Origin of the sequence: Embleya scabrispora, assembly GCF_002024165.1 — a bacterium.
Taxonomy (GTDB): Bacteria; Actinomycetota; Actinomycetes; order Streptomycetales; family Streptomycetaceae; genus Embleya; species Embleya scabrispora_A.
In genome coordinates, this window is the sequence record NZ_MWQN01000001.1 from 3,903,273 (window position 1) to 3,927,372 (window position 24,100).

The following is a 24,100-nucleotide window of genomic DNA, read 5'->3' on the forward strand; positions in this document are numbered from 1 at the left end:
CCACTGCCTGTCCGCATCGTCCCCACGCCGTTTCGCGCGGCTGTCCACGGACCGGGATCGCCGGGCGGCCGCGGCGTCGGAAACGCAATAGGGTTCCGGCCACATCCGCGATCGAGGGACGGCGCACGGCATGGGCATCGACGACCACTTTGGCACCGCTTCGCTTCGGCGAGCCGTACTGGACGCGTGGGGCGCGTCGCCCGCACGTTTTCGGGAGGACGCGAACGCCGAGGAGGAACTCGCCCTCGGCGGCTATCGCGATCGGCTGGTGGTCGAACTCGCGCAGAACGCCGCCGACGCCGCCGCCCGGGCCGGCGTGGTGGGCCGCCTCCGGCTGACCCTGCGTGACGGGGTCCTGGTCGCGGCCAACACCGGCGACCCGCTGCACGCGCCGGGCGTCGAGGCGCTGTCCACGCTGCGCGCCTCGGCCAAGCGCGACGACGGGCCGGAGGCGGTCGGCCGGTTCGGGGTCGGCTTCGCCGCGGTGCTCGCGGTCACCGACGAGCCGTGCGTGCTCTCCCGGACCGGCGGGGTGCGCTGGTCCCTGCCCGAGGCCCGCGACATGGTCGCGGAACAGGCCCGGGACAACCCCGGACTGACCGACGAACTGGCCCGGCGCGACGGCGGCGTGCCGGTGCTGCGACTGCCGATGCCGGCCGAGGGCACCCCGCCGCAGGACTACGACACGTGCGTGGTGCTGCCGCTGCGCGACGGCGCCGCGGTGGACCTGGCCGCCCGGCTGCTCGCCGAGGTCGACGACGCGCTGCTGCTCACCCTGCGCCGGCTCGGCGAGATCGTGATCGAGACGCCGGAGGGTGTGCGGACGCTGACCTGCCGGACCGACGGCGGCGCCCTGGTGGTGACCGACAACGGCGTGCAGACCCGCTGGCGCGTCGCCGAGGACGGCGGCGCGCTGGAGCCCGCGCTGCTCGCCGACCGGCCCACCGAGGAGCGCCGGCGGGCCGCCTGGTCGGTGTTGTGGGCGGTGCCGCTGGACGCCGCCGACCATCCGCGCCGGCCGAGCGTACGGCCCGTCGTGCACGCGCCCACGCCCACCGACGAGCCGCTGGGCCTGGCCGCTCTGCTCGTCGCGTCCTTCCCGCTGGACCCGACGCGCCGGCACACCGCGCCCGGCCCGCTGCGCGACTTCCTGATCGAACGGGCCGCCGAGACCTACGCCGGGCTGCTCGGCACCTGGCCGGTGACCACCACCGCCGTGCTGAGCCTGGTGCCGGGGCCGACCGGCGAGGGGGAGTTGGACGGGCTGCTGCGCCGGGCGGTGCTCGATCGGCTCGCGGAGACCGCGTTTTTGCCGGCCGCGGCGCCGGGGGTCGGGTCCTCGGATGCCTCGGCCGCGTCCGCCGGCTCCGCCGCGTCCGTCGTTGAGGCGGAACCCGACAACCGGGACGCGCTGTTGCTCGACCGGGGCACCGCGGCGCGCGACCGCGGTCTGCTGCGCCCGCGCGACGCGGTGTTGATCGAGACGGCGGGCCCGCGACTGGTCGAGGCGTTGGCCCCGGTGGTGGCCGGGCTGCTGCCGGCGGGCCTGGATCGCAGCGCCGCGTTGCGGGTGCTGGGGGTGCGCCGGTTGCCGCTGGCCGAGGTGGTCGACCAGCTCGCGGGGATGGAGCGGGAGCCGGCCTGGTGGCGGGACCTGTACGACGCCTTCGACCCGGCGGCCCGGGACGCGCTGGGGGCGTTGCCGGTGCCGCTGGCCGACGGGCGGATCGTGCGCGGGCCGAGGGGGGTCCTGCTGCCCTGCCCGGAGAGCCCGGACCCGGCGGTGCTCGACGTGCTCCGGCTGCGGGTGGCCCACCCCGACGCGACGCACCCGCTCCTGGAACGGCTCGGCGCGATCCGGGCCACGCCGCGCGCGGTGCTGGCCGATCCGGCGGTGCGGGCCGCGGTCACCGAGGGCGAGGAGGGCGACGACATCGCCGACGCGGTCCTGGAGCTGGTCCGGGCCGCCCGGATCGCCGCCGGCGACGAATCGTGGCTGGCCGCGCTGCTGCTGCCGGACGTGGACGGCGACGCGGTCCCGGCGGGCGAGCTGATGCTGCCCGGCAGCCGGATCGCCGCGGTGGTCGAGCCGGACGCGCTCGGCGTCGCGCACCCGGACCTGGTCGAGCGCTGGGGCGAGGACGTGTTGGAGGCGGTCGGCGTACTCGGCACGTTCGGCCTGGTCCGGGAAGAGGACGTGGTCCTCGACCACGACGGCTGCGACCACGACTTGGACGCCGAGGACGACTGGCTCGACGACGTGCTCGACCACCTGCCGGACCAGGGCGTGCCGCCGGTGCTGGCCGGGTTCGCCGCGGTGCGTGACCTGGACCTGGTCGCGGACGACGCGTGGGACGAGGCCCTGGAGGTGCTGGCCGCCCCGCCGCTGCGGAACGCGGTGACCGAGCCGGCGCACGTGCTGCTGCCGGACGGCGGCCGGGCCCGGGTGCCGTCGTACACCTCGTGGTGGCTGCGCGGGCACCCGGTGCTGGACGGCCGCCGCCCGGCGGGGCTGCTCGCGCTGGACGGGGACCGGCTGCTGCACGGCCTCTACGACCGGGTCCGGGCGAGCCTGGATCCGGTGTTCCTGACCGCCCTGGGCGTGCGTACGACGCTCCCGGCGCTGCTGGCCGACCCGGACGGCCCGGACGAGCTCCTGGAGCGCCTGGCGGATCCGGATCGGGCGGTGACCCGGGACCAGTTGCGGGCGCTGTACACCGCGTTGGCCGAGGTGACCCCGGAGCGGCTGTCCGCGCCGACCGAGCTGCGCGGCGTCTGCGGCGGCCGGATGACCGTGGCCGACGTCGCGGACGCGCTGGTGGGCGACGCGCCGGACCTGGCGGCGCTGGTCGCGGACGACGCGACGCACGTGGTGCTGCCGGTGCGCCCGGACCGGGCGGAGGCGCTGGCGGACCTGCTGGACGTACCGCTGCTGTCCGAGACCATCCCCGGCAAGGTGCTCTCCGAGGGCACCGTGCACGAGGTCCCGGACGACGTGCTGGCGGCGATGCCCGACGCGCCCAAGGAGTACGTCGAACACGAGGAGCTGATCGTCTCCGGCCCGGACGGCACCGAACTGGAGGCGGACTGGCGCTACATCGACGGCAAGGTGCACGCCACCACGTTCGAGGGCGTCGCCCGAGGCCTGGCCTGGGCCGCCGGCGAATGGCACCGCCGCTTCGAGGTCGAACAACTCCTCACGCACCCGGAAAACGCCGCCCACTTCGCCACGGAACGCGACTTCGACGGCGTCTGACCCCGCAGGGGACGGGGCGGCTCCACCACAAGCCGCCCCATCCGGATCGCGGATCGCCCAGACCTACGGCCGCCCCGACGGCACGACCCGCGCATCGTCGTAGAACACGCCACCACCATCGCGCCGGCCGCCCTTCGCCACAGGCGCGTACACCTGGCCCAGAGCGAAAAGGTCGCCACAATCCTCAGCAGCACCAACACGAACCGGGTCGACCTGGTCCGACCACCCTCACACCGCGGGGCCGGGACCACGCCGCTCCAGGCGAATCACCGGCCCGGAACGCGATGGAGTCCGTATGCCGTGGCCTGTGTCCGCCCGCCGGCTCAGCCGCCTGCCAGGATCTCCAAGTGAGCCCGTGCGGAATCGGAGAGGCTCGCCATGATCGCCTTTCCCTTGCCGGCGGTGGCCAGCGAAGGGTGTCCGATGATGCCGTTCCGGGTGTAGCCGGCCATGCCGAGGGTCAACAGGAACGGGCGATCGACAGCCGAGTGGTCAGTGTCCCCGATGCCGTCTCGGACAAGGTCGGGAGCGCCGTGCAGGAGCAGGGAAACCTCCAATTCCCCGCCGTGCATGTCCTCGGCGCCATCGCTCTCCAACTCAGCTTCCTCGCGGGCGCGTTGCCAGTCCTCGCGGGCCGGAAACAGCGCGACGCGAGAACCCGTTACGTTGGCCTCCTGGACCACGTTGGACAACACGTAGTTGCCGCCGTGTCCGTTCACGACCAACAGACCACCGATACCTGACGCCTGAAGGCTGCGCCAGACATCGCTGACCACCGCGTACAGAGTTGTCGCACTGATGCTGACCGTGCCGGCCATCGAAGCGTGCTCGTGACTGCACGAGATTGTGATCGGCGGCAGGAGAAATAGGCCGTGGTCGTCGGCGATTCGACGGGCGATGAGGCACGCGATCACCGTGTCCGTGGTCAACGGCAGGTGGTCACCGTGTTGCTCGAAGCTCCCGACGGGAAGGACGGCCACACGCGGCTTTGCAGCCCGCACGTCCGCTGTGGTGGCGTTGGTGATCAAGGCATCCATAAGCTCAGCTTGGCTCATCGAATTGCGTCCGGGCGAGATGTGATCAGGTCACTTACCTGTCGAAATCGCTCACGAAAGACGGCGATGGTCGGCGAGTTCGGGCACGTCGTCAAGCTCTTGGCAACCGCAGCCAACTCGGTGAGGGCCCGGACGGACTCCGTATCGCACGTGATGAAAAGCGCCTTGGTGGCGGGGGCGAGCCCGGATTCCGGCTCGCCACCGACCGCGTATGCCCTGGCCAGGCGCGAGAGGTAGACGGCTTGGTCGTTGCGATACGACCTCGGCAACACCGCGAGTTCTGCCTCGAACAAGGCTGCTGCGTGCTGCGGCCTGCCCATGTCGATCAGGCAGTTGGCACGCTGTATCTCGATGTATGTAGGCGTGCAATACGACGTATCGAGCGTCGCACCGGAGTCGAATGTGTCGGGGACGGCTGCCAACTCGTGCGCCTCGTCGAACTTGATCAGAGCGAACTTCACGTTGCCCAGGAGCGCGTGGCCCTGGGCCTCCTGTTGCGCCGCCAACGCCCGAACGGTCCGCGTCAGCTCCGGCTGCCGCTGGGCCGCACGGGCGAATCCGACTGCCTGGTTGCCATTGCGGCGCGAGGTTGCCTGGTTGCTCTTGCGAAAGAGCACGTAGGCGACCATCAGGTCGTCGCCGATCTGTTGGGACCATTCCATCGCCCGATCCGACCAGTATGTCGCCGCCTGAAGATTCCCGAGATCCTGATGGAGCCAGCCCAGAAACTCGGCGACTCTGGCACCCACGCCGAGCAACTCCTTTGATTCCGCCCCGCAGACCTCGTATTGCATGCGCTCGATGCGTCGGGCGTTACGGGCGGTCGTGTCGAGTACGTGACGTGCCCCCATCAGGTTCGCTGCCTGGTACTGGCTGGGAAGGGCGGCACGAATCTGCTCCGCGAGAAGCACCGCATCGATACTCGCGCCGTCCTCGGAACCGCCCCACAACGCGTGCGCCTCCGAGAAATCGGGAGATGGCAGCCCGGACCCGACCGGTTTCCGTTCATGCGTCACCCCGACTGTTGTCGCTTCCGCAGGCCGTTCCCACGGCCGCGTGGCGAGGCCGAACAACTCCCCCGGGATGCGGAGTCCGTCCGCGATGCGCTCGATGACGTCCATCGCGGTAATCCCGCGACGCCCCGCCAATACGTCACCCACTCGTCCTGGCGTGAGATCGCACGCGCGAGCGATCTGGGACGGATGGATGCCCGCCTTGCTCTTGATCAGCTTGAAGACCGCCTGGAAATCACGTTGCTCACAAGCCCGCATGAACTCGGGATGGCGCGGCAAGTGGCTTGGTACTGCGGGCGGTTGAAAGCGCGAAACCATGGCGGCTTCTCCGTCTCGACCTCGATCACCTGGCGCACTTACCCGCGAACTCCCCGTGAGTTTACCCCGTTGGGGTAATCCATCGGGTCTTCTCGCCATGACTCGGAATGCCGATCCTCACGACATGACGAGAACACGAACGGGGCGGGCGGGCCTGCGGCACGTAATCAAGCGGGATCCGTCGCAGAAGGCCGAACAGGATGTCGCTCCGGAGCAGGCGTGGTCGGAGGCGGAGGGGTTGTTGAGTCCTGGGGAGCGGTGGTTGGGGGCGGTGCTTCGGGGGCCGGGGTGGGTGCCGGTGTGGGTGCGGCAGCGGGTGTGGGAGGCGCATCCGGAGGCGGTGCGGGAGGTGCGGGCGTTGACGTGGGCGGCTTTGGCGGATTGGAATCTGTTGGAGTTGACCGACGATGCGATGTTGTGTGCGTCGGAACTCGCGACCAACGCGATCGTGCACGCGGGGATGCCGGACCATCAGGCCGGGTGGGTGCGGCGGTCGTTCACGGTGCGGTTGTCGTTTTGGCCGAGGCGGGCTGTGGCGATCGAGGTTCGGGATGGCGATCCTCGGCCGCCGGTGGTGCCGGGGCGGTGGGTGTTGGAGCCGTCGGCGGCGGCTCCGGAGCGGATCGGTGGGTCGTTGCGGGGGTTGCGGATGGTGGAGGCGGTGTCGGATCTGGTGTCGTGGTCCCCGGTGGGCACCGGCGGCAAGACGGTGTGGTGCCGGTTCGACCTCGAACCACGCGGCCTGGCACGGCCGTTCACGATGACCGGCAACCGCTGACGGCCGCTGATGCGAATCGGGAAGGAGATCGCGATGGATGCGACGACAAGCGACCCGATTGATGCCGCCGCGACGCGATCCGTGACGAATGGCACCGGCGAGGACGTCACAGTCGCCGAACTGCGTGCCCGGGCCGCCCGGCGAGCTCGGCTTGTGCGGGCCGCGCGGGAGTGGGATCACGATGGGTGGTGGCGGCTCCATCGGGCGGAGAAACGCGGCAGCACGTAATCCCGCGTCGTCTGCGACCACTTCGTCATGGGTGTCCGGGTCAGGCAACGGTGGGCGGTTCGGCGGTTGCGTCGATTCCCGATGCTCGGAGTCGGCGGGCCAAGTGCTCGACCTCGGGGAGCGTGCCCGAGTGGGTGCCGGTCAGCGCCCGCTCCAAGGCGGCTCGGACATCCGTGAGGTCGAGGCCCAGTTCGGCGCGCAGCACGCGCATGACCTTGGCCCCCTGCACGGGTGGGGCCACCCGCAACGTTGCGTGCCCGTGTTCGGCGAGCAGCCGATTCCGCAGGTGGGCGGGCAAGTCGCCATCGCAGATCGCCACCGCGAACCCGCACGTCGCGCACAGGCATTCGACATCCCACCGCAGCTCATCGCCCACCAACGCCTGGACGCCCCACCACTCCGCCTGCGCCGCACAGTCCCGGCACACGGCGAAATACCTGATCGACGCCAAGACCACCTGCTGCACAACCCCACCCTTCGACAAGAACGAGGCGAACGGCACGCCCAGTCACAGCCGCTCCCACATCGCCCCGTCACCCCTCGCACCCCGCCGCTCGACCGCGCCCCGCCACCCAACCGCACAGCCGCAAGCCCCGACCCTCTCACCCCTCGCCTCATGCCCGACTCCCGCGCGACCGCACAGCCTCAAGCGCCGCCCGCAAGCGCCCTGCTGCCGGGTTGCATCCCGCCGCTGGACCCGCTGCCCGGCCGCGCCGTCTCAGGCTTGGCCTCACGCCCCGTCGCTCGAGTGCAGAACCTCCGCCAAGAGCCCGGCCAGGCATTGTGGGCGGCGGTTGCCCACGCGGTATCTGGGCCGGCAGCTGTAACCGTCGGCCAGTGTGATGGCGTTAGGGACGGCCGCCAAAAGCGCCGGGAGGAGGCGGGCTGGCCGCCACTGCCCCCGACAGGTCCGTGCGCCGTCTCGTAGCCAAAGTCGCCCGTCAGGCCGCAGCAGCCGCCCGCCAAGTCACCGGTCAGCGGCTCACGCGTAGCGGGGGTTGGGCGGGAGTTGGGGTCGGAACCGGATCTCGGTGGGTGGTTCTGGCTTTCGAGCTTCGGTGACCTGCGGTTTTACGTGGTCAGGGTGGAAAGTCGGGCGTCGAGCGCCGGTTTCGTGCGCTCCAACTCCCCAAGACCGCTGTGGAGCTCGGAACTACACAGCGGGCGTCGGCCTTGCGTGCTGCGAACTCAGAGGGAGACCGCCGAGGAGACCGAAGCCGCCCCGTGGGCGTCGAAACCGGATCCCGAGCCGCTCGAAAAGGCGACCTCTTGCACTGACCTGCGGTTTTCTCTCGCGCGACGGCTGCGGCACCCCACGGGATCCGGTTTCGTGAACCTCCGTCACCCACCAAAGCCCGAAAACAGCCGGCCACCAACCCACTCGGGAAGGCCCCCGGCAGACCCGACCCGAGCCCCCAACCCTCCCCGCCGTTGCCAGCCGCTTTTCTCCGACCAACACACCCGCCTCGCCGAAAACCCCACCCATCTCCGACTCGGACCGGCCCGGGACCGGCCACCCGCAGCCCAAGGCGCAACGCCCGCCGAGGACTACCCGGCCCGCTCGGGAACGCAAGCCCGGCAGACCCGACCCGAGCCCCCTCCCGGGCCGCCGCCGTTGGCCGCTTTTCCGCGATCAACACACCCGCCTCGCCGAAAGCCCCAGGTCCCCGAGCCCCGCACGCCGGCGGCGGCCCACCCGGCGACTACGACCGACCCCAACCCGCCCGCCCCGGAAAGCACCCCGGCGGACTCGAGCCGGCCCCGGCCCATGACGCGCGTCGGCGCCGAGCCTCACCCCACCCGCCCGGATCGCGTCAAACCCCCCGCGCCCCGTCGCCCGTGTGCAGGGCCTCCGCCAGAAGCTCCGCCATGTGGCGGGGGTGGCGGGCGCTTACGTGCGTGATTTGGGTGTGGCAGCTGAAGCCGTCGGCCAGGGTGATGGCGTCCGGGGCGGCCGCCGACAGTGCCGGCAAGAGGCGGTCGGCTGCCACCGCCCTCGACAGGTCGCCGTGCGCCGCCTCGTAGCCGAAGTTGCCGGCCAGGCCGCAGCAGCCGCCCGCCAGGTCGCCGGTCAGGCCGGCTCGGGCGCGTAGGCGGCGGTCGGCGGCGTCGCCGAGTACCGCGTGCTGGTGGCAGTGGAGTTGGCCCGTCACCTCGCGGTTCACGGCCGGCGGCGACCAGTTCGGGGCGTACTCCTCCAGCGCCTGGGCGAAGGTCCGCACCGACTCGGCCAACCCCGCCGCCTCCGCGCCGAGCAGTTCCGGCACATCCGTGCGCAACGCCGCCGCGCAGGACGGTTCCAGGCCGACGATCGGCAGCCCGGCGTCCAGCGCCGGCCGCAGGATCCGCATCGTCCGACGCATCACCCGCCTCGCCACGCCCAGTTGCCCCGTCGACACCCACGTCAGCCCGCAGCACACCGACCCCGGCGGCACCACCACCTCCAACCCCGCGGCCTCCAGCACCTCGACCGCCGCGCGCCCCACCGAAGGCCGGAAGCGGTTGGTGAACGTGTCCGGCCACAACACCACCCGAGGCCGCGAACTCCCCACCACTTGCGGCCGATCGCGCCACCACCGGGTGAACGGCACGGCGGCGAACGGCGGAATCTCCCGGCTCCGATCCAGCCCGGCCGCCCCCAACGCCGCCCGCCGCACCACCGCCACCCCCGTCGCCGCGTTCACCGCGCCCGCGAGCCCCGGCACCGCCCCCACCGCCCGCGCCCACAGCGGCAGGTTGCCCAGCGCGTAGTGCGCCGCCGGCCGCACCCGGCCCCGATAGTGGTGGTGCAGGAACTCGGCCTTGTACGTGGCCATGTCCACATCCACCGGACAGTCACTGCGGCAGCCCTTGCAGGACAGGCACAGGTCGAGCGCGTCGCGCACCTCGGTGGACCGCCACCCGTCGGTGATCACGTCACCGATCAGCATCTCGTGCAACAACCGGGCCCGGCCGCGCGTCGAATGCGCCTCCTCGCCGGTGACCCGGAACGACGGACACATCACCCCGCCCGACGCGTTCCCCGCCGACTCGCGGCACTTGCCCACGCCCACACACCGCCGCACCGCCGCCGCGAAGTCGCCGCCGTCGGCCGGATAGCCGAACTCCACCGACACCGGAGTACGCATCCCGGTGAACCGCAGATCGCCGTCCACAGGGTGTGGACGAACCAGGACGCCCGGATTCAACAGCCCCGCCGGATCCCAGATCGCCTTGAACCGGCCGAACAGTTCGACGATCTCCGGCCCGTACATCCGGGGCAGGAACTCGGCCCGGGCCTGCCCGTCCCCGTGCTCCCCGGACAACGACCCCCCGTGCGCGACCACCAGATCGGCCAGGTCGCCGGCGAAGGCCCGATATGCGGCCACCCCGCGCGTGGTGAGCAGGTCGAAGTCGATCCGGATGTGGACACAGCCCTCACCGAAGTGCCCGTACGGCAGCCCTCGCAGCCCGTGACGACCCATCAGCTCGGCCAACGCCCGCAGGTACGCGCCCAGTCGCTCCGGCGGCACGGCCGTGTCCTCCCAGCCCGGCCACGCCTCGGAGCCGTCCGCCATCCGGGTCGCGGTGCCCGACGCCTCCTCCCGGATCCGCCACAGCGCCCGCTGCCCGGCCGGATCGGTGACCACCAGCGACGGCCCGCCGCCGGCCAACTCACGTGCCCTCCCGGCCGCCTCGGCAACCGTGTCCCCGCCCACCTCGACGAACAACCAGGCCGCACCCGGCGGCAGTTCCACCCCACGTGCGGAGGACGCCAACGCGACCAGACCAGCGCTCAGGCTCTCCACCGTCAACGGCCCGTACCGCAGCAGCGTCGGGGCCGCGTCGGCCGCCGCGAAGTCGTCGGCATAGCCGAGCACCGCCAACACACGGGCCTTCGGCGCCTCGACCAGGCGCACGCCCGCCCCGAGCACGACCGCGCAGGTCCCCTCCGTACCGACCAGCGCCCGCGCCAGGTCGCGCCCGTGCTCTGGCAGCAGCCGATCCAGCGGGTAGCCGGAGACCCGTCGCGGCAGGGCCGAGAAGCCCCGCCGGATCAGCGCCAGGTTGGCGTCGGCCAGCGCGAACGCAGCCGCGTGGATCTCGCCCGCCCGCCCCGTGGTGGGCACCGGCTCGCCCCGCCCGACGCGCATCCGGGTGCCGTCCACCGTCGCGATGTCCAGCCATTCCACATTGGCGCTCGTCCGGCCCCACGCGACCGAGTGCGACCCGCACGCGTCGTTGCCGATCATGCCGCCGAGCGTGCAGCGGCTGTGCGTGGAGGGGTCCGGGCCGAAGGTCAGCCCGTGTCGGCCCGCCGCGCGGCGCAGGTCGTCCAGCACCACGCCGGGCTCGACATGCGCGATCCGGGTCGTCGGGTCGATGGCGTGGATCCGGTTCAGGTGCCGCGCGAGGTCGAGCACCACGCCATTGCCCGTGGCCTGGCCGGCGATGCTGGTGCCGCCGCCGCGCACCGTCACCGGCGCGCCGAGTTCGTGGCACACCGCCAGCGCGGCGACCACGTCGTCCGCGTCCAGCGGGAAGACCGCCCCCGGCGGCACGTGGCGGTGGTTGGAGGCGTCCATCGAGTACAGCGCCCGGGTCTGCGCGTCGAACCGGACCTCCCCGCGCACCCGCGCCCGCAACGCCTCTTCGAGATCCCCGAGCTGTGTCGTCACCCCGCCATCCTCGCCCGAACCGACCCCGGCCCGGACGCCGGACGCCCGACGCCCGATGAAAAGGCATGCCGCACCCCCACCGTCCACCCGTCGAGACCGCAGCCGGCCGAATGTCGGCCACATTCGTCTCATTGTGCGGAATACAGATCACCCACGAAACGGACACGACTACGCTCTTGGCGTGGCCGAGATCCAGATTCCCGCAGCGCTCATGCCCGCCGACGGCCGGTTCGGTTCGGGCCCGTCCAAGGTACGTCCGGAGGCGCTCGCCGCCCTCGCGGCGACCGGTACCTCCCTCCTGGGCACCTCCCACCGGCAGGCGCCGGTGAAGAACCTGGTCCGCCGGGTCCGCGAAGGTGTCGGCAGCCTGTTCTCCCTCCCCGAGGGCTACGAGGTGATCCTGGGCAACGGCGGTGCCACCGCCTTCTGGGACATCGCCGCGTTCGGCCTCGTCGACCGCAAGTCGCAGCACCTGTCGTTCGGCGAGTTCTCCTCGAAGTTCGCCGGATCGGTCAAGGCCGCGCCGTGGCTGGACGAGCCCACCGTGATCAAGTCCGAGCCGGGCACCCACCCGCTGCCGCAAGCCGAGGCGGGCGTCGACGTTTACGCCCTGACCCACAATGAGACCTCGACCGGCGTCGCCATGCCGATCGCCCGGCCGGCCGGCGCCGACGCGGGTTCGCTGGTCCTGGTCGACGCGACCTCGGCCGCGGGCGGGCTGCCCGTGGACGCGGCCGAGACCGACGTGTACTACTTCGCGCCGCAGAAGAACTTCGCCGCCGACGGCGGTCTGTGGCTGGCCGCGTTCTCGCCGGCCGCGCTGGAGCGGGCCGGCCGGATCGCCGCCTCCGACCGCTACATCCCGCCGTTCTTCGACCTGGCCACCGCGATCGACAACTCGGTCAAGGACCAGACCTACAACACGCCGGCGCTGACCACCCTGTTCCTGCTCGCCGACCAGCTCGACTGGATCAACGGGCAGGGCGGCCTGGACTGGGCCGTCGCGCGCACCGCCGACTCCTCGGGCCGGCTGTACGCGTGGGCCGAGAAGTCCGCGTACGCGAGCCCGTTCGTGGCCGACCCCGCGGCACGCTCGCAGGTCGTCGGCACGATCGACTTCGCCGACTCGGTCGACGCCGCCGCGGTGGCCAAGGTGCTGCGCGCCAACGGCATCGTGGACACCGAGCCCTACCGCAAGCTGGGCCGCAACCAGCTGCGCGTGGCGATGTTCCCGGCGGTCGAGCCGGCCGACGTCGAGGCGCTGACCGCGTGCGTCGACTTCGTGATCGAGCAGCTTTGACTCGGATCAAGCAGCGCTGACTCGGATCAAGCAGCTCCGATCCACACCGACGGCGCGTGAACGGCCGCCGCCTCCGACGCCCCGACGGGAGTCCGAGGCGGCGGCCGTTCGGCGCTCAGTCCCGGTTCCGCCGCCGACCGAGTCGGCGATACGCGAAGAACAGCAGCACCAGACCCGCCACCGCGACGAGCCCCGGCCCGTACGTCTTGGTCTTGTCGGCGGCGGAATCGCCGTCGCCTTCGGCACTGCCGCCCGTACTGCCCGCCTCGTCCGACTTCGCGTCCGACTTCGCCCCGCCGCCCGGGGCGTTGCGTACCGAGTCGGGTCGGTTGTCGCCCTTGAGCTCGACCCGGCGCACCTGGCTGCCCTTGCCCTCGCTGCCGAACAGCAGCGTCCGGCCGTCCGCGCTCCACGCCACCGACTCGCCCTGGCGCTGGAGCGGCACGCTGACCGGACCCACCTGCTTGCCCGGCGCGGAGAACACGGTGGCGGAGAAGTAGCCGCGCAGCACGAACCGCGACCCGTCGGGGGCGAACGCGCCGTCGGTCACCGTCGAGTCGCCGGCGGCGATCCGCCGGAACGTGTTGATCCCGGTGGCGGACAACTGCTCCGGCTGCTCGTAGAGCCCGCCGTCGGACTCCTTGCTGGCGATGTAGAGCTTGTTCGTCCTCGGGTCCATCAGCATCGCCTCGGCGTCGCGCGGCCCGTTGTCGTACTTCACCCGGAACTTGGTCGGCTTGACCGTCGCGTCGGCCAGTGTCGCGGGTTCGGCGAAGCGGTAGATCCACACCTCGGGCCACTTGCCGTGGAAGTTGTCGCCGATGTCGCCGACGAACACCGCCGGCTTGCCCGCGTCGTCCTTGCCGACCGTGATCGCTTCCCAGTCCCGCGCGTCCACGCCCGACAGCGTGATGGTCGCCTTGGTGGCGCCGTCCTTGCCGATCGCGTAGATCCTGGGCGAGTCCCCGCTGTCGTTGTGCGTCCAGTAGACGTCGGGATGTTGCGCGCTGGCCACCAGGCCGCTGGATTCGCCGATGCGCTCGTCCTTGATGGTGAACGCCACATCGGAATCGGCCGTCGCCGCCGCGGGCAGCGCGACCACCAGGGCCAGGGCCGCCGGGAGCGCGCCCAGGACGCGCAGCCGGCCTCGTATCACGCGCTTCACGCGTACCGCCGTGTCATGGGTCCAGCCTGCCGGCCCGGTCCGGGCTCCCGTTCGACTCCTCCGGTCAATTTGCGACAGCTCGGCCGAATCCATTGCGGTTGCCGTGGATCGGGGATGGGATGGGGGCTCGTGGGCGTCGGCATCGGGAGTCTTCCATGACACTGATCAAGGCCTGTCTGAACGGAACGCGGCGCCCCGAGGAGCACCCGGCGCTACCGCTGACCCCGGCGCAGATCGCCGCGGACAGTCGGGCCGCGGTGGCCGCGGGGGCGTCCATCGTGCATGTGCATCCGCGGGATCGCCGGGGCCGCGAGAGTCTGGCGCCGGACGTGCTGACCTCGGTGGTCCGGGCGATCCGGGGCGCGGCGCCCGGTGTGCCGATCGGGGTGAGCACCGGTGCGTGGATCGAGGCGGACGCGGCCGCCCGGCTGGCCTCGGTGCGCTCCTGGACGGTGCTGCCCGACCTGGCCTCGGTCAATCTGGCCGAGGAGGGCTCGGTCGAACTCGCGTACACGCTGGCGCACCTGGGGGTCGGGGTCGAGGCGGGGGTGTGGACGGAGGCCGACGCGGAGTTGCTGGTCGAGCGGGAGTTGGCCGCGGTGTGCACGCGGATCCTGATCGAGGTCGAGGGCGTCGAACCGGGGGACGCGCTGGACGAGGCGGGGCGGATCCTGGCGGTCCTGGATCGGTACGAGGTCGCGGTGCCGCGTCTGCTGCACGGCGCCGACGCGTCCGCGTGGCCGCTGCTCGACGCGGCGATCGCGGCCGGTCTGGACACCCGGATCGGGCTGGAGGACACCCTGCTCGACCCGGACGGCCGTCGGGTCCCGGGCAACGCGGCGCTGGTACGGATCGCCGCCGACCGGGCCCACGCGGCCCGCCCGGCGGGGAACCCGCGCTGACCAAAGGTGTCGGCGCCGGCCGGACCGGCCTCGCCGGGTCGGGGGCTCACGAGCCCTCGACGCCCCGCCCTACCGCATCAACGCGCCGATGATCACGGCGATGAGCAGGAGGGCCAGAGTGGCCGTGACGACGCGGGTTCGGGTGCGGGGATTCACGCCTCAGAGCCTACGCGGCGCGAACGCCCGGCCGAATTCCGGTCGGCCGCTCGCGCCGCGGGGTCCGCGGGCCCGCCCCGAGTCGTCGGGTCAGACCATGGAGGCGGCCAGGCGGCGACGGAAGGCCGCGAGCACGGTGCGGTCGCCGGTTCGCGAGACGACCGTGCCGGGCCGCCGGCCCCACAGGTAGAGCAGCAGTTCGGCGGGCTCGCCCGTCACCGCCGCGTCGGAGAAGCCCGGCTCGCGGGAGATGCTGACGCCACCGCGCCGCATGGTCAGCCGCCAGTGGTGCCGGTTGCTGTGTACGCCGATGGTGCGCCCGCTCGCGCCGTCGCGTGCGCCCCCGTCGTAGTGCGCCGGGAGCAGTACGCCCAGCACCTCGTCGATGCCGTCCAGGGCCTGCTGGGCGTCCAGCGGTCCCGGAGTGCCGACCGCCATCTCGATGTCGGCCCGGTGTACCGCCGCCTCGCGCGCCATTCGGCGGACCAGGAAGCCGGCCGTGCCCGGCCCGGGCCCGTCGCTCTCCAGGACCTCCGGGGCGGCGGTCTCGGGCAGGTCCGCCTCGACCGGGTCGCACGGGTCCCGCCTGGCCATTTCCGCCACGAGCGCGGCGTGCGCCCGGGTGTAGGTGTCGAGCAGATCCCCCTTGCCGTTCGGGTCGCCCGGCTGTGGGCGGCCCTCCGGACGACCGTCCGAGCGCAGTTGCCCGGTGGCGTCGGTGTACATGAGCACGGAATGTCGTACGACGTCGGCGACCGTCCAACCGGGACAGGACGGTACCGGCGCGTCCATGTCCGTGACGGCCGCCTGGCCCAGGCGGAGGCCCTCCGCCTGGAACAGGTGCTGGAACCGCACGTAGTCCATTCGTCAAGGATTCCAGCGGTTCGGGTGACGTGTCGATGGCCTGCGTCACCCCAGAGCGTGAATCCCGTGTCAAGAAAAGGTGTGTCGCACAGATGTGCTGACTCTGTGTCAGATCTTGACCGCAGGATTGCCGAACCCCGACCGTGTCGCCGTGACGCCGGCGCCGGCGGGGGTCGTCGGAACGGTTGGAGAAGCGGCGGCGGTCGGAGCGGTGGCCGGCGCGGTGGTCGGAGCGGTCGCGGCGGCCGGGCGCAACGCGCGCACCATCGCGCGCGGCCGCAGCCGGATCCCGCTGTGCCGGGCCAGCAGTGCACCGACCGTGAGCGCGGCGATCAGCGAGATCAGCCCGCCCGCGAACAACCCGACGCGCGGACCGAAGCTCTCCGCGAGCCAGCCGATCAGCGGGCCGCCCAGCGGAGTGCCGCCCATGAAGACGAGCATGTAGATGCCCATCACCCGACCGCGCATCGCCGGATCGCTGCCCAACTGCACGGTGGAGTTCGCCGCCGTGTTGAACGTCAGACCGGCGATCCCGATCGGTACGAGCAGCAGCGCGAAGCTCCAGTAGCCCGGCATGAACGCGGCGGCCGTCTCCAGCAGGCCGAACACGATGGCCGCGCCGACCAGTACCCGCAGCCGGGTGCGCCCGCGCTTGGCCGCGAGCAGCGCGCCCGCCAGCGAGCCGACCGCGAACACCGTGTTGAGCAGCCCGAACGAACCGGGCCCGGCGTGGAAGACGTTGTTGGAGAACCCCGCGAGGGTCACCGCGAAGTTGAAGCCGAAGGTGCCGATGAACCCGACCAGGGCGATCGCCACCAGCAGATCGGGCCGCCCGCGCACATAGCGCAGCCCCTCCCGCAACTGGCCCTTCTCGCGCGGCACCACCGGCATCGTGCGCAGTTCCGCCTCGCGCATGGCCAGCAGGCCGAGCAGGACCGCGATGTAGGACACCGCGTTGAGCGCGAAGACCCAGCCGGTGCCGATCGCGGTGATCAGCAGACCGCCGACGGCGGGGCCGACGATGCGGGCGAGCTGGAAGTTGGCCGAGTTCAGGCTGACCGCGTTGGCCAAGTCCTTGCGCCCGACCATCTCGATCACGAAGGACTGCCGGGCCGGGTTGTCCACGGCGGTGGCCAGGCCCAGACCGAAGGCGAGCAGCCATACGTGCCAGACCTCGACCGCGCCGCTCAGCACCAGGACGGCCATCACGGCGGCGAGCAGGCCCATCACGGTCTGCGTACCGATCAGCAACACACGCTTGCGGTAGCGATCCGCGATCACCCCGCCCCACAGGCCGAACAGCAGCATGGGCAGGAACTGCAGGCCCGTGGTCACGCCCAGCGCGGTGGTACTGCCGGTGAGCTGCAACACCAGCCAGTCCTGCGCGATGCGCTGCATCCACGTGCCGGTGTTCGACACGGTCTGGCCGGCGGCGAACAGTCTGAAGTTGCGGTTTCGTAGTGATGAGAAAGTGCCGGCTGTCGCCGCCACGGGCTCCCCCTTCGTCGTACGGATCGGCCGAGGCCGGATGTGCATCCGTCCCTGAACCGAACCGACCGCGACGCGGGGCGCGCCGCGCGCCTGCTACGCCTGCGCCAGTTTCTCCAGCACCGGCAGGGCCGCGCGCAACGCCTCGTTCTCCTCCGGCGTGAGCCGCGCCAGGTGTTCCGCCAGCCAGGCGTTGCCCAGTCGGCGGTTCTCCTCCACCACGGCGGCGGCGGGCTCGGTCGCGGAGACCACGACCTGCCTGCGGTCGTCGGGGTGCGGCTCGCGCCGGACCAGGCCGCGCTCCTCCAGGCCGGCGATCACCCGGGTCATCGACGGCGGCTGCACCTTCTCCTGCCGGGCGAGTTCGCCCGGAGTCATGGCGCCGCGCACGACGAGCACGGTCAACACCGAGAGCTGTGTGGGGCTCAGCGTCTCGTCGGCCCGCTGGTTGCGCAGGCGACGAGAGAGTTTCAGCACCGAGGCACGGAGGGCTGCCACCGTGGCACGGTCGGGTTCGGACGGGGACACGTTTTTAGCTTAACTCTTTACTCTCGCTAACTTCCAATGCTTTCCCCACCGGGGATATTCCGGCACCCCGGAACGCCCGCCGCAGCGACGGAACGAACCCACCTGGAGGGGACAAAACCGAGGCAACCGAAACGCGCCCGACCGAAGCGAGCGCAGGTGGGCGGGGGCGGGGGCGGGGGCGCGGGGCACGAGGCAGAGCGCGTGGCCGACGTAGGCGTGATGTGGACCCCGGGCGAGCGGGCCCGGCGTGGGGCGGGCGGCGGGTGTGGGCAGCACGGGTGCCGGTCGGCGACTGCGCGTGGGCGGGTGCGGGTGGGCGGGTGCGGGTGGTGCTCCTGCCGGGCGTGAGGCAGAGCGGGGTCGGCCGATGCAGGCCCGAAGCCGGGCGCCGCGGGGTGGGCGGGGTGGGGCGGATGCCGCGCAGGCGGTGAGGGCTCGGCACCGGTGTGAAGCGAGGCGGGCGGCGGTCCGTGCGGGTTGGGTGCCCGGGGCGTTCCGCACGACCTGTGTGGGCGGGGGTGTCGGTGGGGAGTGGGGCCGGGCGGGCTTCGGGGGTGCCGCGCGGGCTGTGGGCTACTTGACGCCGAGTACCTGTTCGATCGGGTCGATGGCGAAGTGGACCACGAACAGGGCCGAGACGATCCACAGGAGCAGCGGGATCTCCCGGGCTTTGCCGACCGCCGTGCGCAGCACCACGTACAGGATGAAGCCGGCGCCGATCCCGGTGGTGATGCTGTACGTGAACGGCATCAGCGCGATCGTCACGAACGCCGGGGCGGCGACCGTCAGGTCGTCCCACTCGATGTGCTTGATCTGGGTCATCATCAGCGCGCCGACCACCACGAGCGCCGGCGTCGCGGCCTGCGCGGGCACCAGCTTGGCCAGCGGGGTGAACAGCAGCGCGAGCGCGAACAGGCCGCCGGTGACCAGGTTGGCGAGTCCGGTCCGGGCGCCCTCGCCGACCCCGGCGGTGGATTCCACGAAGACCGTGTTGGACGACGCGGAGGCACCGCCGCCGGCGATCGCGCCGACCGACTCGACGGTCAGGATCCGGCCCAGGCCCGGCACCTTGCCCCGCTCGTCGAGCAGCCCGGCCTCGCGGCTGACGCCGATGATCGTGCCCATGCCGTCGAAGAAGTTGGACAGCAGCAGGGTGAAGATCAGCAACGACGCGGTGATGAAGCCGACCCGGCCGAAGGCGCCGAAGAGGTCGACGTCGCCGATCAGCCCGAAGTCCGGCGTGTCCACCACACCGTTCGCCTCGGGCGCGGTCAGCCCCCACGCCGCCTTGTCCAGGCCGGCGGCGTGGTGCACGATCACGGCGAGCACCGTCGAGGCGACCATGCCGATCAGGATCGCGCCGGGCACCTTCCGTACCACCAGCACGAACGTGAGCAGCAGCCCGAAGCAGAAGATCGCCGCCGGCCAGCCCTCGAGCGTGCCGCCCGCGCCGAGCGCGACCGGGACGGTGGAGTTCGCCTTGTCCGGCACGCGCGTCACGATGCCCGCGCTGACCAGGCCGACCAGGGTGACGAACAGGCCGATGCCGACCCCGATCGCCTGCTTGAGCACCAGCGGGATGGCGTTCATGATCGCCTCGCGCAACCCGGTGGCGGCCAGGATCAGCAGGCCGACGCCCTCCAGTACGACCAGGCCCATCGCCTCGTCCCAGGTCGTCTGCGGCGCGATCTGGAACGCGACCATCGCGTTGATCCCGAGCCCGGCGGCCAGCGCGAGCGGCATGTTGCCGATCAGGCCCATCAGGATGGTCATCACGGCGGCGACCAGCACCGTCGCGGTGACCAACTGCGGCTGGGACAGGTGGTTGCCGAACTTGTCGGTCGCGCTGCCGAGGATGATCGGATTCAGCACGATGATGTAGGCCATCGCGAAGAACGTGGCGAGCCCGCCGCGGATCTCCCGCAGCGGCGACGAGCCGCGCTCGGAGATCTTGAAGAAGCGGTCGAGGCCGTTCCTCGGCGTGGCGGGGACCTCGGGGACGGTCACGGCGGGGGCCTGGCGGGGCATGCGAATCCTCGGAGCGTGGGAACGGGTAGTCAAGACACGCACACGGCACGAGGGGGACGCGTGCCGGGAGACCCCAAAAGGGTGCCAGAGACCACAGCCGAAACGGGAACCGGTCTCTCCGCTTGTGCGTCGGGGCGTGCGCCGGCCCGGTGCGGCCCGCCAAGTAGCCTTGTTTTCGTGAGCAGGCACGGGAGCGGGAAACGACGGCGCACCTCGCCGGATCCGGACGACACGGGCGTGGCGCGGACGGATTCGGCCGCGACGCCGGATCCGGTCGACGACACGTTCGACGCGGGCGCCCCCGACAGCGGTGAATACGCGGCGCACGGGAGCGAGCCCTACCCGGCGACGGATTACGGCACGGCGGACTACGGCTCCTCGGACTACGGCCCCTCGGACTACGGCTCGGCGGATTACGGATCCGGGCAGTACACCGCGACGTCAGGCGAGTACGCCGCGACCTCCGGGGAGTACGCCTCCACCTCCGGGGAGTACACCGCCGCGAATTCCGCCGACTACCCGCAGACCGACTACGCGGCCCCCGAGGCGGCCTACGGCTCCGGCGGCTACCGGGCCGCCGTACCGAACTTCGAGCCCGACGCGTACGACTCCGGGAACCACACGACGCCCGAGTACGGCGCGAGCGCCTACGACCCGGCGACCGACCCGGCCCTGGGCGGGGGAACCGCCGAGCTCGCCGCCGTCACCGATGCCGTGGAGCCTGCCGGTGGCGCCGACGGGCCCGCGCCGTCCGCCGACCGGGAACCGTCCGACGCGGACACCGGTATGCGGCCCGCCCCGCCCCCGCTCGAAGGCGACATCATCAAGCTCGTCGCCGTCGGCAGCGTGATCTGGTTCGCGTTGTTCGTGGTCGCCTGGTTCATGCGCGACTCGCTCACCGACGACGGTCGCGACTGGTGGCCGTGGTGCGCGCTGGCCGGCTCGGGCCTGGGCCTGTTCGGCCTCTGGTACTGCCGCCACCTGCAGAGCGCGCGCGACGACTAGGGTGCGCCGGCCGGCCCTCCCCCGTTCCGGACGTCCGGTGAATGTGCTCGACGACCCGCCCCGAATAACCACAAAATCCGACATTCACTGACGTAACGTCAGGGTATGATCGATGCCCCCGCCACCATTCCCGGGCTGACCGACGCCGAGGTCGCCGAACGTGTCGCGGCCGGCCGGGTCAACGACGTGCCGGGCCGTTCGAGCCGCAGTGCCTCGGCGATCGTTCGGGGCAACGTCTTCACCCGGTTCAACGCGATCATCGGCACGTTGTTCGTGGTGATCCTGATCGTCGGCCCGATCCAGGACGGCCTGTTCGGCCTGGTCATCGTCGCCAACACGGCGATCGGCATCATCCAGGAACTGCGCGCCAAGCGCACGCTGGACACCCTCGCCGTGATCGGCGAGGCCAAACCGCGCGTGCGCCGGGACGGGCACACCGTCGAGGTGTCCGCGCGCGAACTGGTCCTGGACGACGTCTGCGCGCTCGGCGCGGGCGAACAGGTCCTGGTGGACGGCGTGGTGGTCGAGGCTGACGCGCTCGAACTGGACGAGTCGCTGCTGACCGGCGAGACCGATCCGGTCCACAAGGAGGTCGGCGACCCGGTGATGTCCGGCAGCTTCGTGGCCGCCGGCAACGGCGCGTACCGGGCGACCAAGGTCGGCGGCGACGCGTACGCCGCCCGACTCGCCGAGGAGGCGGGCCGGTTCTCCCTGGTCGACTCGGAACTGCGCCGGGGCCTGGACCGGATCCTCACCTACGTCACCTGGCTGATGATCCCGGTCGGGATCCTGCTGATCATCAGCCAACTGCGCACCGACGACGGCCTGCCCAACGCATTGCGCGGCATGGTGGCCGGGCTGGTCACCATGGTCCCCGAGGGGCTGATGCTGCTCACCTCGGTCGCGTTCGCGGTCGGCGTGGTGCGGCTGGGCCGGAAGCAGTGCCTGGTCCAGGAGTTGCCGGCGATCGAGGGGCTGGCCCGGGTGGACGTGGTGTGCCTGGACAAGACCGGCACGCTCACCGAGGGCGGTATGGACGTGGCCGAGGTCCGCACGCTCGACGACTCCCTGCCGGTCGACCAGGCGCTCGGCGCCCTCGGGACCTCCGACCCGCGCCCGAACGCGAGTCTCCAGGCGATCGTGGACGCCTACCCGGCACCGCGGGGGTGGTCGATCACCGACGTCGCCGCGTTCTCCTCGGCCCGCAAGTGGAGCGGGGCGAGCTTCGCCGAGCACGGGACCTGGCTGCTGGGCGCGCCCGACGTACTGCTGCCGGAGGGGCACCCGGTACTGGCCGACGTGGACGAACTGGGCGCGAAGGGGCTGCGGGTGCTGCTCCTGGCGACCGCCGACGAGCTGGGCGACGAGGCCGGCGCGCGGGCCCAGCCGGCCGCGCTCGTGGTGCTCCGGCAGCGGCTGCGCCCGGATGCCGCGGAGACGCTGCGCTACTTCGCGGACCAGGGCGTGGCGACCAAGGTGATCTCCGGGGACAACGCGCTCGCGGTCGGCGCGGTGGCCGCGGAACTCGACCTGGCGGGCGCGGACCACGCCGTGGACGCCCGCCGACTGCCCGAGGACCGCACCGAACTCGGCCGGGCGCTGGAGGAGAACACGGTCTTCGGCCGGGTCACCCCGCAGCAGAAGCGGGCCATGGTCGCGGCCCTCCAGGCCCGCGAGCACACGGTGGCGATGACCGGCGACGGCGTGAACGACGTCCTCGCGCTCAAGGACGCCGACATCGGGGTGGCAATGGGATCGGGCAGCGGGGCGAGCCGCGCGGTCGCCCAGATCGTGCTCCTCGACAACCGCTTCGCCACGCTGCCCTCGGTGGTGGCCGAGGGGCGTCGGGTGATCGGCAACATCGAGCGGGTCGCGAACCTGTTCCTGGTCAAGACCGTGTACGCGCTACTCCTGTCACTGCTCACCGGTGTCGCGGGCGTGGTCTTCCCGTTCCTGCCCCGCCACCTCACCCTGATCGGCTCGCTCACCATCGGCGTGCCGGCCTTCTTCCTGGCCCTGGCCCCCAACGCCGAACGCGCCCGCCGGGGCTTCGTCCCGCGCGTCCTGCGCTTCGCGATCCCCGGTGGCGTGGTGGCCGCGGCGGCCACGTTTTTGTCCTACTGGCTGGCCCACCTGAACAGCGGCACCGACCTGAAGGAGGACCGCACCACCGCGGTGATCACCCTGTTCCTGGTCGCGATGTGGATCCTGGCCATGGTCGCCCGCCCCTACGCCTGGTGGAAGATCGCCCTGATCGCGGCGATGGCGGCAGCGTTCCTGTTCACCCTGTACGTCCCCTTCGCCGCCGACTTCTTCGCCCTCTACCCCCAGGACCAGGGCAACAACGGCACCGCGGTCGGCATCGCCATCGTCGCCGCCGCCCTCCTGGAGGCAGGCTGGCGCGTATCGGGCTGGATCCGCCGCCGCACGGGCGACGACGGGTAGACCCGCCCCCTGGTCGACGGCCCAGACCGGCACGGGCGGCCGAACACCGGCCGGGCCGGATCTCGGCGCACCGAGCGGCGAGCCGATCCCCGCACAAGGGTCCGGATTCGCGGACGCCGGCCTCCAGGCGCCTGCCAAGCGGCCAAGCCCGAGCGGCCGGCGGCGACAGGGGTCAGGAACCGCCACGGTGGCCTTCAGCGGTTGCCGGTCATCGTGAACGGCCGTGCCAGGCCGCGTGGTTCGAGGTCGAACCGGCACCACACCGTCTTGCCGCCGGTGCCCACCGGGGACCACGACACCAGATCCGACACCGCCTCCACCATCCGCAACCCCCGCAACGACCCGCCGATCCGCTCCGGAGCCGCCGCCGACGGCTCCAACACCCACCGCCCCGGCACCACCGGCGGCCGAGGATCGCCATCCCGAACCTCGATCGCCACAGCCCGCCTCGGCCAAAACGACAACCGCACCGTGAACGACCGCCGCATCCACCCGGCCTGATGGTCCGGCATCCCCGCGTGCACGATCGCGTTGGTCGCGAGTTCCGACGCACACAACATCGCGTCGTCGGTCAACTCCAACAGATTCCAATCCGCCAAAGCCGCCCACGTCAACGCCCGCACCTGCCGCACCGCCTCCGGATGCGCCTCCCACACCCGCTGCCGCACCCACACCGGCACCCACCCCGGCCCCCGAAGCACCGCCCCCAACCACCGCTCCCCAGGACTCAACAGCCCATCAGCCTCCGACCACGCCTGCTCCGGAGCCTGGTCCGACTTTTCCCGCTCGGTCGACTCCCGCTTGATCACGTGTCGAATTCGCCTCTGCCCCGCCTGTGTTCCGGCCATGGGGCGAGCATGGTCGGCCCGGGGGATCGTTGATCAGCCCACGATGGGGATGCTCCCCGTGGGTA

At 71.9% G+C, this 24,100-nt stretch carries 16 protein-coding genes; 6 read left to right on the forward strand and 10 right to left on the reverse strand.

The annotated features are described in order from the left end of the window. The first annotated feature begins 130 nt into the window (after nt 1-130). Entirely contained in the window at nt 131-3,256 is a 3,126-nt protein-coding gene (locus B4N89_RS17305) for a sacsin N-terminal ATP-binding-like domain-containing protein (RefSeq protein ID WP_078976725.1), read from the forward strand. A 323-nt stretch (nt 3,257-3,579) separates the two neighbouring features. Here the strand turns inward: B4N89_RS17305 and B4N89_RS17310 are convergent, their stop codons facing one another. Next, nucleotides 3,580-4,293: a creatininase family protein gene (locus B4N89_RS17310; RefSeq protein ID WP_078976726.1), complete on the reverse strand. Its 714-nt coding sequence runs from the start codon at nt 4,291-4,293 to the stop codon at nt 3,580-3,582. A 14-nt stretch (nt 4,294-4,307) separates the two neighbouring features. Continuing rightward, the gene (locus tag B4N89_RS17315) at nt 4,308-5,642 is read right to left on the reverse strand and encodes a helix-turn-helix domain-containing protein (protein WP_161500742.1); all 1,335 of its coding nucleotides are present in this window, start codon (nt 5,640-5,642) and stop codon (nt 4,308-4,310) included. Between the two features lie 124 nt (nt 5,643-5,766). Here B4N89_RS17315 and B4N89_RS17320 point away from each other — a divergent pair, with 124 nt between their 5' ends. Then, nucleotides 5,767-6,420 carry an ATP-binding protein gene (locus B4N89_RS17320; protein WP_161500743.1) on the forward strand — a complete coding sequence of 218 codons (654 nt, stop codon included), beginning with the start codon at nt 5,767-5,769 and terminating at the stop codon, nt 6,418-6,420. Nucleotides 6,421-6,688: 268 nt separating this feature from the next. Here B4N89_RS17320 and B4N89_RS17325 read toward each other — a convergent pair whose 3' ends face one another. Further along, nucleotides 6,689-7,114: a hypothetical protein gene (locus B4N89_RS17325; RefSeq protein WP_235618659.1), complete on the reverse strand. Its 426-nt coding sequence runs from the start codon at nt 7,112-7,114 to the stop codon at nt 6,689-6,691. A gap of 1,348 nt (nt 7,115-8,462) precedes the next feature. Further along, nucleotides 8,463-11,306: an FAD-binding and (Fe-S)-binding domain-containing protein gene (locus tag B4N89_RS17330; protein ID WP_414646372.1), complete on the reverse strand. Its 2,844-nt coding sequence runs from the start codon at nt 11,304-11,306 to the stop codon at nt 8,463-8,465. Nucleotides 11,307-11,487: 181 nt separating this feature from the next. On the opposite strand from B4N89_RS17330, the gene serC reads away from it, so the two are divergent. After that, complete coding sequence (gene serC / locus B4N89_RS17335; RefSeq protein WP_078976730.1) at nt 11,488-12,606, forward strand: phosphoserine transaminase; 1,119 nt, start codon at nt 11,488-11,490, stop codon at nt 12,604-12,606. A gap of 115 nt (nt 12,607-12,721) precedes the next feature. On the opposite strand, the gene B4N89_RS17340 is transcribed toward serC, so the two are convergent. After that, on the reverse strand, nt 12,722-13,771 hold the full coding sequence (locus tag B4N89_RS17340; protein ID WP_101897105.1) for a hypothetical protein: 1,050 nt from the start codon (nt 13,769-13,771) through the stop codon (nt 12,722-12,724). 155 nt (nt 13,772-13,926) lie between these two features. Here B4N89_RS17340 and B4N89_RS17345 point away from each other — a divergent pair, with 155 nt between their 5' ends. After that, nucleotides 13,927-14,673, forward strand: coding sequence for a 3-keto-5-aminohexanoate cleavage protein (locus B4N89_RS17345; protein ID WP_078976731.1), 747 nt, complete (start codon nt 13,927-13,929; stop codon nt 14,671-14,673). A 246-nt stretch (nt 14,674-14,919) separates the two neighbouring features. Here B4N89_RS17345 and B4N89_RS17350 read toward each other — a convergent pair whose 3' ends face one another. The 4 genes from B4N89_RS17350 to B4N89_RS17365 all read right to left on the reverse strand — a co-directional run bounded on the left by B4N89_RS17350 (nt 14,920) and on the right by B4N89_RS17365 (nt 19,737). Next, on the reverse strand, nt 14,920-15,693 hold the full coding sequence (locus B4N89_RS17350; RefSeq protein ID WP_078976732.1) for a maleylpyruvate isomerase family mycothiol-dependent enzyme: 774 nt from the start codon (nt 15,691-15,693) through the stop codon (nt 14,920-14,922). A 108-nt stretch (nt 15,694-15,801) separates the two neighbouring features. Next, nucleotides 15,802-17,229: an MFS transporter gene (locus B4N89_RS17355; RefSeq protein WP_414646373.1), complete on the reverse strand. Its 1,428-nt coding sequence runs from the start codon at nt 17,227-17,229 to the stop codon at nt 15,802-15,804. Between the two features lie 48 nt (nt 17,230-17,277). Further along, nucleotides 17,278-17,679, reverse strand: coding sequence for a MarR family winged helix-turn-helix transcriptional regulator (locus B4N89_RS17360; RefSeq protein WP_235618661.1), 402 nt, complete (start codon nt 17,677-17,679; stop codon nt 17,278-17,280). A 603-nt stretch (nt 17,680-18,282) separates the two neighbouring features. After that, the gene (locus B4N89_RS17365) at nt 18,283-19,737 is read right to left on the reverse strand and encodes an NCS2 family permease (protein WP_078976734.1); all 1,455 of its coding nucleotides are present in this window, start codon (nt 19,735-19,737) and stop codon (nt 18,283-18,285) included. Nucleotides 19,738-19,914: 177 nt separating this feature from the next. Here B4N89_RS17365 and B4N89_RS51460 point away from each other — a divergent pair, with 177 nt between their 5' ends. Together B4N89_RS51460 and B4N89_RS17375 are read left to right on the forward strand one after the other, a co-directional pair. Beyond that, nucleotides 19,915-20,742: a DUF2530 domain-containing protein gene (locus tag B4N89_RS51460; protein ID WP_235618662.1), complete on the forward strand. Its 828-nt coding sequence runs from the start codon at nt 19,915-19,917 to the stop codon at nt 20,740-20,742. A 105-nt stretch (nt 20,743-20,847) separates the two neighbouring features. Then, the gene (locus B4N89_RS17375; protein ID WP_078976735.1) at nt 20,848-23,187 is read left to right on the forward strand and encodes an HAD-IC family P-type ATPase; all 2,340 of its coding nucleotides are present in this window, start codon (nt 20,848-20,850) and stop codon (nt 23,185-23,187) included. A gap of 194 nt (nt 23,188-23,381) precedes the next feature. Here B4N89_RS17375 and B4N89_RS17380 read toward each other — a convergent pair whose 3' ends face one another. Beyond that, nucleotides 23,382-24,035: an ATP-binding protein gene (locus B4N89_RS17380; protein WP_078976736.1), complete on the reverse strand. Its 654-nt coding sequence runs from the start codon at nt 24,033-24,035 to the stop codon at nt 23,382-23,384. Nucleotides 24,036-24,100: the final 65 nt, after the last annotated feature.